Raw genomic sequence first — 18,471 nt, forward strand, 5'->3', positions numbered from 1 at the left:
AATAATTGGCTTAAATCATATTGTTCATATTGACGATTGGCAACATGACAGCAATCACAATCACTAAAACAATACCCGCCATAAATACCAACATTAACGGTTCCAACAAGGCCAATAAGGTTGAAATAAATGAAGATACTTCTCGATCCTGCATATCTGATGCACGACTTAGCATTCGATCTAACTCACCAGAAGCTTCACCGCTTTTAATCATTTGTACCATCATTGGTGGGAAATAACCACAGCGCTCCAATTGCGTTGCCAAATTCCCACCTTCTGTCACTTTTTCTGCAGCAACATTGACTGCATCACGAATGACCCAATTGCTACTCACGGCTGCGCCAATTTTTAAAGCATCGACCAAAGGCACACCTGATTGAGTGAGAATGGACAAGGTACTGGCAAAACGTGCAGCATTTATACCACGAGATAATTTACCAATTAATGGCAGTTTGAGCGTTAAACGATCAAAAGCATAATGCCCTGCCGATGTTCGTAAAAAACGAATCAGTAAGAAGATTCCCACCACACTGGCAACCAAAATAAATGGCCAAGCTTGCCGAATAATTTCACTGGCTTTCATCAAAGCCACCGTAATCCAAGGTAAAGCCTGTTTGCTTTGGTCAAACGTTTTGACGATGTCTGGAACAACATAAGTCATCAAGCCCATAACGATTGCAAAAGACATAAACATGAGAATAATCGGATAGATCATTGCACCTTGAATTTTCTTTTGCATCGCAAAACGGTTTTCCGTGTAGTCTGCAAGTTGGTCTAAAATTAAATCTAAATGCCCTGAACGCTCACCCGCAGCAATTGTCGCAATATATAAATCAGGGAAACGCCCTATTTGTTGCATCGCTTGTGCTAGAGAATGTCCTTCTAAAACTTTGGAACGTACAGAAAGCAAAAGATTTTGCACGTAGACTTTTTCACTTTGTTTGGCAACGGCACGTAAAGCCTCCTCAAGTGGAATTGCAGCAGCAACCAAAACGGAAAGCTGACGTGTCATGAGTGCCAAATCATAGGCTGAAAATTTACGTTGAAACAAACCCGAACTTTTATTTTTGTCTTTTTGTTCAACAGCATCTACGCTTACAGGAATCCATTCTTTATCCCGTAATTGTTGACGAATCTGGCGAGCTGAATCACCTTCTAACACGCCTTTGTGCTGCTTTCCTGAAGCATCAAGCGCAGTAAATTGATATGCTGGCATTGTTATGCTCTAATTTTCCCAAATTTTTTGATTACGCTGTTGCGTCATACCCTATAAATCATTCATATTCATGTCTATCAATGACGGTTACACTCTAACACAAGCCGAATATGGACATGAAACAATTTCATCACAGCCTCACTAAATTAATGAGCCACTGAATTTAAAATGCCGAATACCATTGTTACACCACAAACTATTTATCGTGTTCAAGTTGCTGTTCCAGTGTATTTGAATGACTGTTTTGACTATCAAGTGAGTGCTGAACAGTACGCACAGGCAGAAATCGGTGCACGTGTTGCTGTGTCTTTCGGACGACAAAATCTTGTTGGGGTGATTGTAAAAAAAATTCCGATTGATGAACCTATAGACTCTCATTTTAAACTCAAAGCAATTATTGAACTATTAGATGATCACGCTATTCTAGACAGTAAAGTTTTAAATTTATTGACATGGTCATCGCAATATTACCAATTCCCAATTGGTGAGGTGATTCAAACTGCCCTTCCTACATTACTCCGCCAAGGTAAACCTTATGATTTATTGGCTCGTGTTTGGAAAGTGATAGATTTACATGCTGAAGACAAAGTAAAGCGTTCTGAAAAACAACAAGATGCTTATAAAATTCTAAAATTACATCCAAAAGCAACGCAGGAAAATATCCTAAATCTGAGTGGTATTGAAACAGCAACACTAAAAGTGCTTGAGAAAAAAGCAATTATCCAATTTGCACTTGAACCTCAAAATACTCAACCTGAACCAGTTCAATTGGCTCAGTTGCCACTCACTCCCAATGAAGATCAAAAGAAAGCCATCCAAACGATTTTAAAGGCACTAAAGAAATATCAAGCATTTTTGTTAGATGGTTTAACGGGAAGTGGTAAAACTGAGGTTTATTTACAAGTGATGCACGAAGTACTGAAACAAGGCAAACAAGTGCTTGTTTTAGTCCCTGAAATTGGCTTAACACCACAAACCATCAGCCGTTTTCAGTCACGCTTTCATTGCAATATTGCATTGCTTCACTCCGGTTTAAATGACAGCAAACGTTTACAAGCATGGCAACATGCACAAACAGGTAAAGCCTCTATTATTTTAGGGACTCGCTCTGCAATTTATACACCCTTACCTAATCTCGGTTTAATTATTCTGGATGAAGAGCATGATCTTTCATTTAAACAACAAGAAGGTTTCCGTTATCATGCCCGTGATGTTGCGTTATACCGTGCGCATTTAGAAAATTGTCCAATTATCTTAGGTTCTGCCACACCAAGTATTGAAAGCTATTATTTGGCTCGTCAAGAAAAGCTGACACGTATTGAATTAAATCAACGTGCAGGCGTCGCATTGATGCCGAAAATGCATTTGATTGATTTAAAAGTTGCTAAGAAGCAACATGGCTTAAGTGATGTTTTAATCGGGGAAATTAAAAAGCGTTTAGATAAAAAAGAACAGGTCTTAATCTTTTTAAATCGTCGCGGTTATGCACCTGTATTAATTTGTGAAAGTTGTGGATGGCAAGCCAACTGCCCAAATTGTGATGCACACTTTACCTTACACTTAAAACCTTATCAGCATTTACACTGTCATCATTGTGGGACGATTAATCGCTTGCCTGATGCCTGCCCACAATGCAATCAACAACAATTAAAACCAATCGGCATGGGAACTGCAAAGGTTGAAGAAACCTTAATTGAATTATTCCCCAACTTTCCTGTACTTCGCGTCGATCGGGATTCAACTAGCCGTGTCGGCAGTTGGCAGAAAATCTATGATCAGATTCAAAAAAGTGAACCCACGATTTTGCTTGGGACGCAAATGCTCGCTAAAGGGCATCATTTCCCCTATGTCACTTTGGTTGCAATCTTAGATATAGATGCAGGTTTACTCAGTGTCGACTTTCGAGCAACAGAGCGTACAGCCCAATTGATTATTCAAGTTGCAGGTCGGGCAGGTCGTGGAGAGAACAAAGGAGAAGTCTATTTGCAAACACTTCGACCTGATCATCCTTTATTAAATACTTTGATTCACAATGACTATCGAACCTTTGCCAAGCAAACCTTAAAAGATCGTCAAGCCGCTTTGCTTCCCCCTTTTCGCTATGCCAGTTTGATACGTTGTGAATCTAAACATCAGGAAGAAAATCTAAAGTTTTTGACTGAAATGACGCAATTACTTCGTCAAATGTCGGAACCACATTTAATCGATATTTGGGGACCTATTCCAGCTCCAATGGAGCGGAAAGCAGGTCGTTACCAAGCACATGTGGTATTGCTTTCACAAGATCGAGCAAAAATGCACTTTTATGTGCATCAATGGTGGACCCAATTACTACAGCAAAAACCCTCTACAATGAAAGTAACGATTGATGTTGATCCACAAGAGTTGAGTTGAGTCGCTGTTGTTTGTGTTCGGTATTTTAGAAGTGGTGTAAGTATTCAATATCATTTAAATTTTTCTGGTATTTCAAAACCACCTCTCAGAGCAATTTTGTTTAACTCATCAAGGTAGATACATTCTTGTTTTTCTTTATCCCAACGACCACCTTTATCCAAACAGCGGTCTACCTTCATAAAGTTGCACCCAGTAATCATCAGACAAATAAAGCTAATTATGGATATTTTCATAGCTTTTCTCTTTTAACTTCACATTAAAATATTCCACCCATTTCTCTAACATTTGAATTTCACCTCCAGATACGTTTTTATATTTATGCCTATTTATAAATTCTTTTAAGCTATTTATTAATAATTCAGTATCTTCAATTTTTACATTTTCGTAAAAAATTAAGCTTTGCTCATGATTTCTTGAAATTTTATCACCACAGACAACTAAAATAGCAGTATAAAATTTTACTCTTTGATTACGATCTATAAATTTAATTCTTTTAATTTCATAATCCATCGAAGTCCAAAAATAACTAGGAATTTTCTCATTTGGCATCCTCATGCATACATTGATAACTCTAGATTTTAATAGATTAGACTCCACAAAATTTAATTTATGAAATGTAGAAATCAAATAAATACATCCTATTAAAAGAATACCTATAATTAAAGAAAATAAGAATAATATGTTTTTAGTCAACAATTTCTATTTCTCCATTACAAGTCATCTCTTTATTTAAGGATTACCGCGCTAATAAAAATTTAATAATTTATTTTACCCCAGTCCTCTTCATTCAACATACTTTGAACTTAGCTCTTTACAGACAAAAAAAGCTATTTTTCTTGCCGATATAATAGTTTTATAATTTCGCAAAAAGGTAATTAATTCTGAAGACAAAAAATAGTCAACATCCCATACCTCTTCTTTTTCTTTATCTAGCGGTAGATTGTGTATTAAATTCAAAATCATTCCAGCACTACGAAAATCCGAAGAATGAACTTGTAATAATACCTCTTTTAAACAGAAATCAAGTATTCTACGCGTACTCTCTACAGGAACGAATGAGGAATTATCAATAACATATTGAAGACAATCAACAATATGCTCTTTTGGATTTCCATTTAACAAAACATTTCTACAAGAGATTATGTTTGCGCGAATAGAATAAATAATATCCATTAATATCCTCCTGGTGTGTACATAAGATCTGCTGGTGTTCTGTAATAACCGTATGGTAATTCAACTCTTTCAATCGGTACTTCAAATATTCCCGATCGGTTAGCTCCAATTATTCTATGATGACCATCAAGAATATATAGTTGACCATTATATTTTGTTACAGTAACTGGTACTTTCACACCTTGTTGCCTAATACTTTGCGTTAGCTCTTTTAAATCTTTCCTACTCATTGTTGGACCATGAGTTGGTCTAAGATTAGTAATTTTTTCATATTCATTAACTCGTCTTGGATTAGCGACACCATTTCCACATTGACCTGATGCTTGGGCATTACGTAGGTTTTGGTTTAATTCATTAATATCATTTCGAGTATATCTTGCTGGGCTATAAGTATTACTAATCGTTGGATAGCTAAACGAAGGATCATATCTCCGAATTTGATTTATTAAGGATGCCGCTTGATAGTTAATAAAGGCTGATCCACTAGATGGATTTGGAAGTCTTCGGTTAAGTCCATTTTCATCAATAAAACTAATCGGATTATTTTCTACATAAGCATAGGTATTTAAACCACCCGCCAAGCCAATCGGATCACTCTGAGTATAACGCCCTATACTGGCATCATAGTAACGATTCCAGTTGTACCAAAGCGCACTTTCAACATCAAAATACTGCCCCGGAAAACCTAAGTTAAAGTCCCCAATACTACTGTGAACTACTGCACTGTCATAACTACTGAGTTGTGCTTTCCATACTATAGCTTGATTTACATCTGTAATGATCTCTGGGCGACCTAAATGATCATTATGGATATAGTAAAATTGATTGTTTGTAACGAATCCAATCGGTTGACCACCCAACCAAATATAAATCTTAGACAAACTACCATTTTGCGAACTAGATAGTGGGCTTTCAGCCAATAAGCGACCATCAACCGAATAAATATAATTAATCGTTCCGCCACTGCCAGATTTACGGCTACGGAGATTAAAAACATCATAGTCATAACTTACCGTAGTACCGGTATTGACACTTTTTAAACGGTTAAAGCCATCATAAGTATAGTTAACTGTTCCGCCATAACCAGTTTTCTGGATTAGATTACCAACACTATCATAGCTAAAACTTTTTGCTTCAGCGCCCGTGGTACTACTTAAGCGATTTCCTTGACCTATTACATAATTCGTCACAGCATTGCTATGACCTGTACGACTGATCCGATTGTGATTACTGTCTTGTTGCCATCTTTCAGTGTATTGCACTGAAGAAGCAACATTGAGTTGTCCTAAAGCATCATAGAGATAACTAGTTGTTTTATTACCATCTAAACCATTATTAATTTGAGTCATCCAGTTATTGGCATTATAACGATGAATTAAATTTTGTACGCCTTGTGAGTTTATATTTGTTAAACGGTAGTCTAGATCATAGCTGGTTTGTCGTGACAAACCATTGCCATAAGTCCAGCTTTTAATGCCACCATAGGGTTCATAAGTGACATTATTGACTACTGTTTGTGTGGATGAACCTGTCTTAAATTTAACCGCACTCACTCGATTTAATTGGTCATACTCGTAAATGACTTTGTTGTTGTCATTTTCACGGCTTTCACCAATCAAATTGCCGAGATTGTCATAGCTCCAATAGGTTGAATAAGTAACGCCAGCGATTGTTTTGATTTCTACCGCAAGCTGACTGTCTTTGGTATATCCATAACCTGTGGAAGTCACTCCATCTGCTGTTGCACACAATTGTCCAATACCATTAGTACAATTGTCATAAACCCAAGTTTGAACTTGATTGCCTGATTGTGCCTTTATACGACGATTTAAAGCATCATAGCTATACGTTGTAATAACATTATTTGCTCGTGTTAAACGAATTAAATTACCATCATTATCATATTGATATTGGGTCACTCCTGTATCAGGACTGTTTGTTGATAACAGTTGACCAAACCCATCATAAGCATATGTCGTTATATTCCCTTTAGCATCTTTGATATTAGTTAATTGTCCAAAAGCATCATAGGAATAAGTAACAGATGAGCCATCACTACGAGATTCTCGACTAATATTGCCTTGTGAATCATAAGAATATGACGTTATATTGCCCAAAGAGTCTGTTTGTTTGATGACATTTCCATTTGCATCATATTCATAACGTTGGTTTTGCCCATTGTTACCGAGATCCGCAGTGGTCCAACCAAGTTGATTATGTTGATTGGCTTTGGAGTAACGAACCGAACCGCTTTCTTTATAGCGAACGCTCAACAGTTGCCCAAGATTTGAATACTGGTATTCTTGGCTATTTAAAACCTCGCGTCCCCGACCATGAGTAATTTGAGAAACTGTGCCATTATTATTGTAATAGATAGATTCTCTCACGCCATTACGGTCAATCTGCGTGGCACCAAATGGTCCATATTCAAATATTTGAGTCCGAATCTGATTCTGATCAAGTATTTGTGTAATTTGAGTCGTTTGACCACGAGCATTGTAACGATAGTTTTCGATCAAACCATTTGGATAGGTAATTTTACCGACCAATCCTAAGCCATTATAATTTGAATAATATGTTACATGCCCTAATGCATTGGTGTTTTGAATCAAATTCCCTTCAGAATCATATTGATAAATTGTATTTTTACCATTACTGTTGATCACAACAGCACTCAACATTCCATTGCTGTGTAAACTATAGCCATAGCCCGTTGCACGACAATTGACTGTCCCTGTTTTATTACAGATGTTCTGACTTTTAAGTCGATAACTCGCAGATTCATTCACACCATAGTAGCTATATACTTCATCCCGAATTAAACGATTAGAACCATCCAATATTTGGATTTGAGTAATTAAATTTGTTCGTTCAAGATAGCTATAATTTCTGATTTGAGCATTGGCAAGGTTATTGTTCTGGATACCTGATATTTCTTGTGTAATTCGTCCAAAACCATCACGCTGATAGCGTGTTTCTATACCCTTCCAGTCTTTTTTGGAAATCACATACCCATTGTCATCATAGGTGGTGGTTGCACTGCTATTTGGACAATTATTGACCCCACTTCTTTCTATTTTTGCGAGTTTATTTTTTTGATTATTGGTATAAATATACTTAAATACAGCACCTAAAGGATTTGTCACTGTTGTATAATTATCGGCAAAAACCAAGTTATCAACTTGTGTACCATCACTACGACCACTTTGAATCGCTTTATTTCCATTAAAAGAATAACTATTGTAACGGGTACCGTTTACAGAGATCCCACTCAGTACCTGACTACCTGCACCATTCTCTCCATAATGGTATGCTCGCGAACCTAAACTATTTGGATAAGTGACAGAAACAAGATATGGGATTTTTATTTTGGTGAATCCAATTCTTTTAGAGTATCTATATCTATAATCGTAATTATAAAGATAAATATTCCCTGATGGATCTGTCACTGAGCCCAACATACCATCTTGATTCCATGTTAAAACCACCGTTTTCCCATTGGTATGTGTCACTTTAATTAATCTTTGCTTTTCATCATAAGAAAGTACCCAGCCAATATTATGAGCATTCTTTTTACGAAGTAGCCGTCCATCTAGTGTGTAGGTTTCAACACCACCATCGGGTAAAATAACATTGGTTTCTGTACGAGTTCCCTGAAGCAGCATCAACTCATTGAAGTAGTAATTTTCACCGTTTGGTAATTTTCGAATTTTTCTTCCTTGAGCATCATTGGCTAAACGATAGTCAAAATTGTGCCGCCACTTACCATTGGCTGAGAAGTTCGCAGAACCACTCGCAAAAGAATCATAATATCGAACAAAGGCTAATGGCATTTCACCAGAGCCTAGAAAGTCCTGCTCTTGTTGGATCTTTTTTCCATTTGCAATCACGATAGGATTAGCAGTAGTGTCTGTAGAACACTCCGTTTGTGTTGAATTGGGAAAAATAACCTCACGATCACCAGAACCCGAATTTCCCCCACCGCTACCGCCACTCCAAGGGTAATAAATTCCACTAGGAAATGGATCGGGTTTTGTCGCTGTGACGGTTATTGTCGGCAATGACCCTATGCCACTATTCCCACCGTAAATACACTCATTGTATTCCTCTTCCGAGTCCGAACCCATTCTGCATTCTAACGTTGACACAGCAAACGTTTTAATTGGAAAAAAAATTAAAAAAATCAAAGATACGAATATTTTCATTGTTATTCTCTATAAGTTCGAGTTATAGGACACGCTAACACAACCAATTCAGTAATAATAATCATTATCAATTGTATTTTTTAATTACTTTCTGATTTTATTAAGTCTTTCTAAATAACGGTTGGTTGAAAATTCTTATTAAAAATCCAAGTATTAAAAGCCAAAATTTATAAAAATAAAGTAAAAAAATTAAAATTCATCCCTAATAATCCACCCTATCGTAGACATCTTACAAAAGTCAAAAATATCATATGTTATTAATAATATTGATCTTGATGGTAACCTCACACATCGATAAAAGGCTAGGTTTAGAAGTATTTAGATGATTTTTGCTTTAAAAAGCACGTTAAAAAAATCCATTATTTTAAGGCTTTAAATTTAAAGAAATTATTTACTTTTATTCTACTCACAAGCAATTTCTCAATAAATATCTCCAAGTCAGTCACAAAATCAAGCTACAATTTCCTGAGAAAGAAAAGAATGTAAGGCACGTGAATGTCATTGTTACTCCAAATCACCATTTTTCTTGGTGCAGCTTTAATCCTTGTTCCCCTCGGGAAAAAACTGGGCATTGCGACAGTGCTCGGTTATCTCTTTACAGGAATATTGCTTGGTCCAAGTGCGCTGAATATTGCCAATGACCCGGAAGAAATTATGCATCTCGCTGAGTTTGGCGTGATTCTGTTAATGTTTCTAATTGGCTTGGAACTTCGCCCACAACGTTTGTGGGAAATGCGTCAGTCGATTTTTGTCATGGGGAGTTTACAAGTCGTTGTGACCGGCGTGGTACTGATGGGTACGCTCTTTTTACTGTTTCAACAATCACTGCCCGCAAGCTTTGTCATCGGCTTTGCTTTAGCATTGTCATCAACTGCTTTCGTTTTACAGCTTTTGGAAGAAAAACAACAACTCAACACCACCCACGGTCAACAGTCTTTCTCTATTTTACTTTTTCAGGATATTGCCGCAATTCCCTTACTTGCTATCATTCCGCTTTTAGCAGGCAGTGAATCTAGCCATCACGGTGTCGCTTACTTTGCTGCGATTGTCGCGACATTTACAGGTTTATTTCTTTTTAGTCGTTATGTCATGCGTCCCTTTTTCCGCTTTGTGGCAAAAAGTGGTGCTACAGAACTCATCACCGCAGTGGGATTATTTATCGTTCTGGGTGTGGTTTTATTGATGGATACACTGGGCATCAGCACGACATTAGGTGCATTTTTAACAGGTGTATTGCTAGCAGACTCAGAGTTTCGTCATGAACTAGAAGCCAGCATTGCGCCATTTAAAGGATTATTACTCGGTCTCTTCTTTATGACTGTGGGTATGACCACACAAATCTCATTAGTCATAGACATGCCGCTCCTGATCGTCGGTGGGGCGATTGGTTTAGTCCTGATTAAACTGCTGACCATGCTAGCGATTGCACGCTATAAAAAAATGACTTGGACCAACAGCTTGATGGTTGCAAGCTGTTTGGCTCAAGGTGGTGAATTTGCATTTGTGGTTTTGAATGTCGCCAAGAGTGAAAAAGTGTTGACTGAAGCAATTTTGGAACCGATCACCTTGATTGTGACTTTGTCCATGATCTTCACCCCTGTTGTATTTTGGTTGGTCAGCAGTTGGCTTTTACCCTTAATCAATAAAAATACAGCACCTAAATACGATGACATTCCCAATGAACATCCTGCTTTAATTATTGCTGGATTTGGTCGTGTCGGACAAATCGTTGCACGTTTAGCACGTATTCGCCATTTTCCATTTACTGCAATTGACAACAATCTGCAGCAAATTGACTTTGTTCGCCGTTATGGCGGTACTTTATATTATGGTGATGTCACACAACCCGATTTATTACGTTCAGCAGGAATAGAACAAGCCAAAGTTTTTGTTTTGGCGATTGACGATGTTGAGGACTCCATGAATGTTTCTCGCCATATTTTACTTAATTACCCCAACCTGACATTATTGGTACGTGCTCGTGATCGCTATCATATGCATTTACTGCGTGATGTGGGGGTAAAACATATTTGGCGCGAAACCTATTTAACCTCATTGGGTATGGGTTATCGAACACTCTGTGAACTGGGCATGAGCAAAGAAGAAGCTTATAAAAGTGTTGAGTTGTTTAGAAACTATGATGAAGAACTGTTAGCACGCCAACAGCGCATTTATACGGATGAGCAAAAAGTTTTTGAAAGTTACCGTGATTTTATTTCTGAACTTGAGCATCTATTTGAAAGTGATGCCCAAGTAGAACATCAAAATCTGGAGAAATACAAAGATATGCCAGATCTGGATGAATCAGGTCTAGAACGTCCTGTGGCTCAATCCGAAAATGCATCAACCCAATATGATCGTATCAATATTGCCCGTGATGACGAAAATTAACTTTAAGAAGCATAGTTTTTAGGGTGAAATGAACTTGTGATTTATAATATCGTCACCATCTAAACAGGGATTTGGAGAATTTTATGTCTGATTTACGTCAACGTTTTTATATTGAAGATAGCCCTGTGCGTGGTGAGATTGTGCATTTAGATACTGCACTACAAACCATTTTGTCACAACGTAATTATGCGCCTGCTGTGCGTATCTTACTTGGTGAAATGTTGAGTGCTACCGCATTATTGGCAAGTACATTAAAAATAAAAGGACGTATTAGCTTACAAATTCAAGCCCAAGGTACATTTAAATGGGCGATGGCTGAGTGCAATCATTTAGGTGATGTACGTGCGCTTGCAGATTATGAAGAAGATCCACACTTTATGTTGAGTGAAGACAGCAGCACTGTACTCAGCACGCTACAACAACCTGTTTTATTTATTAACATTGAACCTGAAATGGGTGAACGTTATCAAGGAATTGTACCACTTGATCAACCTACCCTTGCGGGTTGCTTAATGCAGTACTATGACCTTTCTGCACAAATTCCAACACGCATTGTTTTAGCGAGCACCCACCACAATGCGGGGGGACTACTGATTCAGTTATTACCACGTAATAATGAAGAAGAACAACAGCGTGTAGATGAAGATTTGTGGCCACGTTTGATTATGTTGACCCAAACTCTCAAACCTGAAGAGTTAACCGACTTGACTGCGCAAGAAATTCTGTATCGTTTATACAATGAAGAAGAAGTTCGCTTGCCTGATGTTGAACAACTTCAATTTAACTGCACTTGTTCACGTGATAAATGTAAAAATGCATTGATTCAAATTGGCTTAGATGCAGTGAAGGAAACTTTGGAAATCCAAAATCCAATCGAAATGGATTGCCAATTCTGCAATAAAAAATATCAGTTCACAGCAAAAGAAGCATTAAATCTCTTTGGTGAACATTTAAGTTAATTGATCGACATTTTAGTGATTTATATTTAAGTTTCCAACCCTTTAACATATTGATTTTAATTTAAAAAAGAGCAAACTAATTTGCTCTTTTTTTATTCTATTTCAATTCATCACAAGGATGTCCAATGAAAATAAAAGCACTTGTTATGTTCAGTTTCCTGTTGTTTACAGGTTTGACACAAGCAGCAGATCTTGCAGGTAAATGGAAGGCGATTGATGACAAAACTGGCTATTCCAGAGCAGATGTTGAAATCAGTAAAAATCCAAATGGGACTTATAGCGGTAAAATTTATAATACCCGCCCCCTGCCCAATAGCCCTTTAGTGGGATATTGCCATAAATGCAAAGGTAATCTTAAAGACGCCCCAATCGTTGGCTTGAAAATTATTGATGACTTTAAACAAAGTCCAGATAATCCTAGTGAATATGTTTCAGGACATGTTTTAGACCCATTATCTGGCAATGTCTATTCGGGTAAAATTAAAATTAATCCTAAAGGCAACCGATTAACACTCCGTGGATATATTGGAATTTCCTTATTGGGTCGATCTCAAACTTGGGTCAGAATTGAATAATTGTGGTTAATTATAAAAAAAGCGCTTTGGCGCTTTTTTTATAATATTTTTGATGTGAGTTCACAGGATTCATCTTTTTGGATACATTTATTTTTCAATGAATATTACATGATACAAAGCCGTCATCATGGCTTATACCCTTTTTTATATTAATGCATTTTGACTCACGATGATGCCAATATGACTCAAAAATAAGTTTTGAAACAATAACCACACTAAGTTACTCTTCCATCTGCCTAAAAAAAGGCATAAAAATAGAATAAAGTTAAACAAAATAATGACCTGAACTATGGCAAAAAACTATTACGAAGATTTAGGTGTTTCTCGAACTGCGACACCAAATGAGATAAAAAAGGCATATCGAAAATTAGCGCGCAAATACCACCCTGACGTGAGTAAAGAGGCAGATGCCGAAGTCAAAATGCAAGCAATCAATGTGGCTTACGACACCCTAAGCAATGAAGAAAAGAAAAAACAATATGATTTTGAGTTAGACAACCCTTATGCAAATGCAAGTGGCTTCGGTGGGCAATCTTCAGGGCAAGGTGGTTTTGATGGTAGCCAGTTCCATCGCAGTTATAGTCAAGGTGGTGGCGAAGACTTTAGTGGCTTTGAAGACCTATTTGGTCGCTTTGGCAGTGGTTTTGGTGGTGGGCGCTCACAAGATTTTGGACAAAGAGGGTCTCAACAGCAACGCAGTTATCGAGGTGAGGATCAACATGCCAGTATTCAAATTCCTGTAAATATTGGTTATGAAGGTGCAACACAAAGCATTACCTTGCAAATTCCCACTTACAATGCTTATGGTGAGCCTGAAGTACAGCGAAAAACATTGCAAGTTAAAATCCCAAAAGGCATGAAAGAAGGACAGCAAATTCGTCTGTCCAAACAAGGGCAAGCGGGTATCAATGGGGGTGAAAATGGTGATCTGTATATTGAAATTCAATATCAAGACACTGACCGCATTCGCGTTGAAGGCGCTGACGTTTACTACACAGTTGATGTCACACCTTGGGAAGCAGCGCTTGGTCAAAGTATTGAAATCGACACCCCTGCTGGTAAAGTCAAAGTCACTGTTCCTAAAAATGCCAAAAACGATCAACAGTTACGCCTAAAAGACAAAGGCATACCCAATAAGACACCCGGGCATCTTTATTTGGTGATCAATATTGTTTATCCCAAAGTCACCACAGACCAACAGCAAAAAGCATATCAAGATTTTGCAGATGCTTTTAATGACTTTCACCCACGTTCATAATTTTTATAGATGCATATAGCGATGCTAAAGGAGAGCAATCATGACAACCATTCAATATCGTGAAATTGTCTATGACGGTTTCCATGATGCGGAAATCGTAGATGAAAACATAAATTTAGATCTCAAACATTTTGCTGAAGCATGCGGTCAAAGCCCTGAATGGATTTTGCAATTATTGGAATATGAGATTTTACCTGCACGCCCAGAAAATCGTATCCATCAATTTTTTGGAGAAGATATTTCACGAGCACGTCGAGCCTACCGCTTGCAACGTGACTTTGAAGCCAGTCTATCTGCTGTCGCGATGATGATGGATTTACTTGACGAGGTTCAACAATTACGCAAACAAGTCAAACACCTTCACCTCCATGTTCATTAATTCATTTCAAAATGTTAATGCCTAGTGACAGGTTAATATTTAACCTGTCATGATGCAGAACTTGTCTTTCCGTTTTTGTTTGATTGTTAGAATTTTTATGCAAGAGGTTATAGGCGCTAATGAATTCGAAAGTAATGAATAAAAAGTTGAAACACATGTTCCCAGAATATCGTGATCTCATGTGTATGCTAAAACAAGAAGATCCGCATTTTGCCAAGCTTTTAATTGATCATGATGAACTGGATCGTGAAATCAGTCATCTTGAACTTGATCCCCTCAATCATATTCATGAAAATATTGAGCAACTTAAACGTAAAAAATTGAGATTAAAAGATCAACTCTATTTGATTTTACAAAAAACAGCTCATATCAATCCTCAACCAGAATAATATTTAATTATTTCAGTTTTGTGATTTTTTCAACTTCCTTCATGGTTTGTTTGATCGGCTCATAATCCAAAAACCAGAGTAAATTCACGTGTTGATTTTTATGTTGTTGTGCCAACATATCAATCACACTTCTTTCACCACGTCCAACCAAATGACGGCGGTAAAAGTAGATTAATAAGCCGATCGTACATGCCAGCATCACCCCAAGCATAATCCAAAATCCCATGGGACTACGCAAACCTGGTATAAATTCAAAATTCATTCCATAAACACCCGTTAACAAGGTGAGTGGTGCAAATACCGCAGTAATAATGGCAAGTATTCGCATGTTTTCATTGGTTTGATTGGCGATTGCTGAAAAATGTAAATCAATTGCTGTTTGAATGGCTGTGCTCAATCTCACCGTATACTTTTGGATACGCTCGACATGACTCACCAAATCATCGACCCGAACCAAAATAATATCTTGCTTTTCACTATGCTTTTTACCCTTTAAATGGGCATAGTTTTCAACAATTTCATCTCGAAGTTCCTGTAAAGAATCAATTTGTTCTTCACATAGGTTTTCGATTTGTTGAAACACCATATTCTCTTGAAATAGCTGATGCCATTTTGAAAAGCGACGATTGCCTTGCAAAAGTTCTTGTTGCCAAAACTCCACACGGCGTGAAAGCGGATTGCGCAAATCTAGATAGCCATCAATCATACTATTTAATAAACGTAACGCTAAATCTAAGGGTGTTCTCGGGAGTTTGCGTGGTTTGTTTTGCTCTTCTAAATCCTTATTCATGATGTTCAGGATACGAGCTAAATAGCTTTCAAAGGCATGATTGCCCTGCTCACGTACGGTGATTAAAGCTTGAGGGGTAATAATAAAACTGACTGGAGATGTCGCTAAACCAAAAACACGATCATGTTGTTCTAATGCCGTGTCACCACTACTGATCTGATCATCTGGAGTAATCAGTTTCCGAAAAATTAATAAATCATAATCTTCCATCGTATCAAAGGCACATGGGTGTTCGATGTTTAAAATATCTCGAATATGATATTCATTGAGATGAACGTCCGTATCATTATGAATTTCTTTTTGCCATTGCTCCGCACGATTAACTACATCTTCACGCGTACAATCCACCCAAACGAACTGTTGTTCTGCATCGAGCACAGGTTGTTTCTGTATACAAGTATAAGGTTCATCAGGATGCTGAAAAAAATAGAAACTTTGCATATTCACAGTAATTATTGATCTTTCTTGCTATGCATCATGCCATAAAAAAAGCCCTGAGCAAGCCAAAGTTGTTACTTTGGCAAAACTCAAGGCGGGCTTTTTTTATTAGACTTTAAACAAACTAAAAAGGTCTAAAGCCTAGCAAGCTTATGCTTGGTCTACATCTTTCATCGTTAATTTAATACGACCACGGTTGTCTACATCAGCAACTTGAACTTTAACATCTTGACCTTCAGCCAAAATATCTGTCACGTTTGCAACACGTTCATTTGAAATTTGTGAGATGTGAAGTAAACCATCTGTACCCGGCATAATGTTTACAAATGCACCGAATTCAACAATACGAATCACTTTACCTGGGTAGATTTTACCTGGTTCAACTTCTGCTGTAAGTGCTTGGATTTTTGCAATCGCTGCTTGAGCTGCTGCTTTAGTTTCACCAAATACACGTACTGTGCCGTTGTCTTCGATATCAATTGCCGCTTTAGTTTCTTCAGTGATTTGACGAATTGTCGCACCACCTTTACCAATCACATCACGGATCTTATCAGGGTTGATGTTGATCACTTGGAATGTTGGCGCATGCATTGAAATTTCAGGGCGAGCACGTGAAATCACTTGGTTCATTGCGTTAAGAATATGCATACGACCTGCATATGCTTGATTCAACGCAACTTCCATAATTTCTTCTGTGATTCCTTCGATTTTGATGTCCATTTGAAGTGCAGTAATACCGTTTGCAGAACCTGCGACTTTAAAGTCCATATCACCTAAGTGGTCTTCATCACCTAAGATGTCAGAAAGCACAGCAAAACGCTCACCTTCTTTTACGAGACCCATTGCAATACCAGCAACTGGCGCTTTAAGCGGAACACCTGCATCCATAAGTGACAATGATGCACCACATACAGAAGCCATTGAAGATGAACCATTTGATTCAGTAATGTCAGACACGATACGAATCACATACGGGAAGCGATCAGCGGGTGGAAGTACCGCTTGAACACCACGGCGAGCCAAACGACCATGACCAATTTCACGGCGTTTAGGACCAGATTCACGACCTGTCTCACCCACAGAGTATGCAGGGAAGTTATAGTGCAACATGAAGTTGTCAGTTTTTGTACCCGCTAAAGTATCAACCATCAATGCATCACGTGTATTACCTAAAGTCGTTGTAACCAACGCCTGAGTTTCACCACGCGTAAACAATGCTGAACCATGAGCACGATCCAATACACCCACTTGTACGTCTAATGCGCGAACAGTTTTGGTATCACGACCGTCAATACGTGGTTTACCTGAAAGGATGTTGTCACGCACTGTACGGTATTTTAAATCTTCAAAGAGTTCATTTAAGTCGTCAGCGATACCATCAACATCTTCTTCTGGAACAAACTGCGCAACAGCCTCAGCTTGTAAAGCATCTAATGCAGCATAACGGTCATGTTTAACCGCAATGGTATATGCTTCAGAGATTTTCGCTTCAAATGCGTCTTTTAATTTTGCACGAAGGTCTTCGTTTTTAACTGGAGCAGTCCAAGTTGACTCTGTTGCACCAGCGGCAGCAGCAAATTCTTTAATCGCTTGGATCGCAATTTGCATTTCATCATGACCGAAAAGCACAGCACCCAACATTTGGTCTTCTGAAAGCTCTTTCGCTTCAGACTCAACCATCAATACCGCAGATTCTGTACCTGCAACAACAAGATCAAGATCAGATTGAGCAAGCTGTTCTAAATTTGGGTTAAGAACATATTCACCGTTGATTAAACCAACACGCGCACCACCGATTGGACCACGGAAAGGTGTGCCAGCGATAGCTAAAGCTGCTGAAGTACCCAACATTGCAGCGATATCCGCTTCCATTGTTTTATCAGAAGAAACAACTGTAGCAGTCACTTGGATTTCGTTATAGTAACCTTCAGGGAACAATGGACGAATTGGACGGTCAATAAGACGAGAAATTAAAGTTTCTGACTCTGAAGCACGACCTTCACGCTTACCATATCCACCTGGGATACGACCTGCAGCATATTGTTTTTCTTGATAGTTTACTGTAAGTGGAAAAAAGTCTTGTCCTGCTTTAGCAGTAGGTTGTGCAACGACAGCTACAAGAACAGTTACACCACCCATAGTGATCAATACAGTGTTTGCTTGACGAGCAACGCGACCTGTTTCTAATACAACTTGATGTTGACCATATTGAAATTCTTTACGAATAACATTAAACATTGACATGTATTTTTGTTTCCTAATTTTATTCTAGTGGAGACCCCTAAGGTTTGGCATTCATATCTG

General features: G+C 38.0%; 14 protein-coding genes. 7 read left to right on the top strand and 7 right to left on the bottom strand.

The genetic code is table 11. From position 1 onward, the window contains the following. Positions 1-10: 10 nt before the first annotated feature. The gene (gspF, locus tag F938_RS18680; protein ID WP_005034243.1) at positions 11-1,216 is read right to left on the bottom strand and encodes a type II secretion system inner membrane protein GspF; all 1,206 of its coding nucleotides are present in this window, start codon (positions 1,214-1,216) and stop codon (positions 11-13) included. A gap of 168 nt (positions 1,217-1,384) precedes the next feature. Between gspF and F938_RS18685 the strand changes: the two genes are divergently transcribed. Next, entirely contained in the window at positions 1,385-3,610 is a 2,226-nt protein-coding gene (locus F938_RS18685) for a primosomal protein N' (protein ID WP_005034245.1), read from the top strand. 50 nt (positions 3,611-3,660) lie between these two features. Here F938_RS18685 and F938_RS24885 read toward each other — a convergent pair whose 3' ends face one another. The 4 genes from F938_RS24885 to F938_RS18705 all read right to left on the bottom strand — a co-directional run bounded on the left by F938_RS24885 (position 3,661) and on the right by F938_RS18705 (position 8,910). Next, positions 3,661-3,789, bottom strand: coding sequence for a hypothetical protein (locus F938_RS24885; protein ID WP_009587170.1), 129 nt, complete (start codon positions 3,787-3,789; stop codon positions 3,661-3,663). A 34-nt stretch (positions 3,790-3,823) separates the two neighbouring features. Then, entirely contained in the window at positions 3,824-4,120 is a 297-nt protein-coding gene (locus F938_RS24805; protein WP_227567252.1) for a hypothetical protein, read from the bottom strand. A gap of 273 nt (positions 4,121-4,393) precedes the next feature. Continuing rightward, positions 4,394-4,783 carry a hypothetical protein gene (locus F938_RS18700; RefSeq protein ID WP_005034252.1) on the bottom strand — a complete coding sequence of 130 codons (390 nt, stop codon included), beginning with the start codon at positions 4,781-4,783 and terminating at the stop codon, positions 4,394-4,396. Then, positions 4,783-8,910 carry an RHS repeat-associated core domain-containing protein gene (locus F938_RS18705; RefSeq protein ID WP_227567250.1) on the bottom strand — a complete coding sequence of 1,376 codons (4,128 nt, stop codon included), beginning with the start codon at positions 8,908-8,910 and terminating at the stop codon, positions 4,783-4,785. The genes F938_RS18700 and F938_RS18705 overlap by 1 nt, the downstream gene beginning before the upstream one ends. 573 nt (positions 8,911-9,483) lie before the next feature. On the opposite strand from F938_RS18705, the gene F938_RS18710 reads away from it, so the two are divergent. The 6 genes from F938_RS18710 (at position 9,484) to F938_RS18735 (ending at position 14,939) form a co-directional block, all read left to right on the top strand. Continuing rightward, entirely contained in the window at positions 9,484-11,379 is a 1,896-nt protein-coding gene (locus F938_RS18710) for a monovalent cation:proton antiporter-2 (CPA2) family protein (protein WP_005034260.1), read from the top strand. Positions 11,380-11,462: 83 nt separating this feature from the next. Beyond that, positions 11,463-12,338: an Hsp33 family molecular chaperone HslO gene (gene hslO, locus F938_RS18715; RefSeq protein ID WP_004825322.1), complete on the top strand. Its 876-nt coding sequence runs from the start codon at positions 11,463-11,465 to the stop codon at positions 12,336-12,338. 125 nt (positions 12,339-12,463) lie between these two features. After that, positions 12,464-12,913, top strand: coding sequence for a DUF2147 domain-containing protein (locus F938_RS18720; RefSeq protein WP_005034264.1), 450 nt, complete (start codon positions 12,464-12,466; stop codon positions 12,911-12,913). A gap of 289 nt (positions 12,914-13,202) precedes the next feature. After that, complete coding sequence (locus F938_RS18725; protein ID WP_005034267.1) at positions 13,203-14,171, top strand: DnaJ C-terminal domain-containing protein; 969 nt, start codon at positions 13,203-13,205, stop codon at positions 14,169-14,171. Positions 14,172-14,211: 40 nt separating this feature from the next. After that, on the top strand, positions 14,212-14,550 hold the full coding sequence (locus F938_RS18730; protein ID WP_004825327.1) for a chaperone modulator CbpM: 339 nt from the start codon (positions 14,212-14,214) through the stop codon (positions 14,548-14,550). 119 nt (positions 14,551-14,669) lie between these two features. Further along, entirely contained in the window at positions 14,670-14,939 is a 270-nt protein-coding gene (locus F938_RS18735) for an HP1242/YdcH family protein (RefSeq protein ID WP_004825328.1), read from the top strand. 7 nt (positions 14,940-14,946) lie between these two features. On the opposite strand, the gene F938_RS18740 is transcribed toward F938_RS18735, so the two are convergent. After that, positions 14,947-16,170, bottom strand: coding sequence for a magnesium transporter CorA family protein (locus F938_RS18740; protein WP_005034269.1), 1,224 nt, complete (start codon positions 16,168-16,170; stop codon positions 14,947-14,949). Positions 16,171-16,317: 147 nt separating this feature from the next. Continuing rightward, positions 16,318-18,405: a polyribonucleotide nucleotidyltransferase gene (gene pnp, locus F938_RS18745; protein ID WP_171064930.1), complete on the bottom strand. Its 2,088-nt coding sequence runs from the start codon at positions 18,403-18,405 to the stop codon at positions 16,318-16,320. Positions 18,406-18,471: the final 66 nt, after the last annotated feature.

The sequence above is a fragment of the Acinetobacter bereziniae LMG 1003 = CIP 70.12 genome, from assembly GCF_000368925.1.
In the GTDB taxonomy this organism is placed as follows: Bacteria; Pseudomonadota; Gammaproteobacteria; order Pseudomonadales; family Moraxellaceae; genus Acinetobacter; species Acinetobacter bereziniae.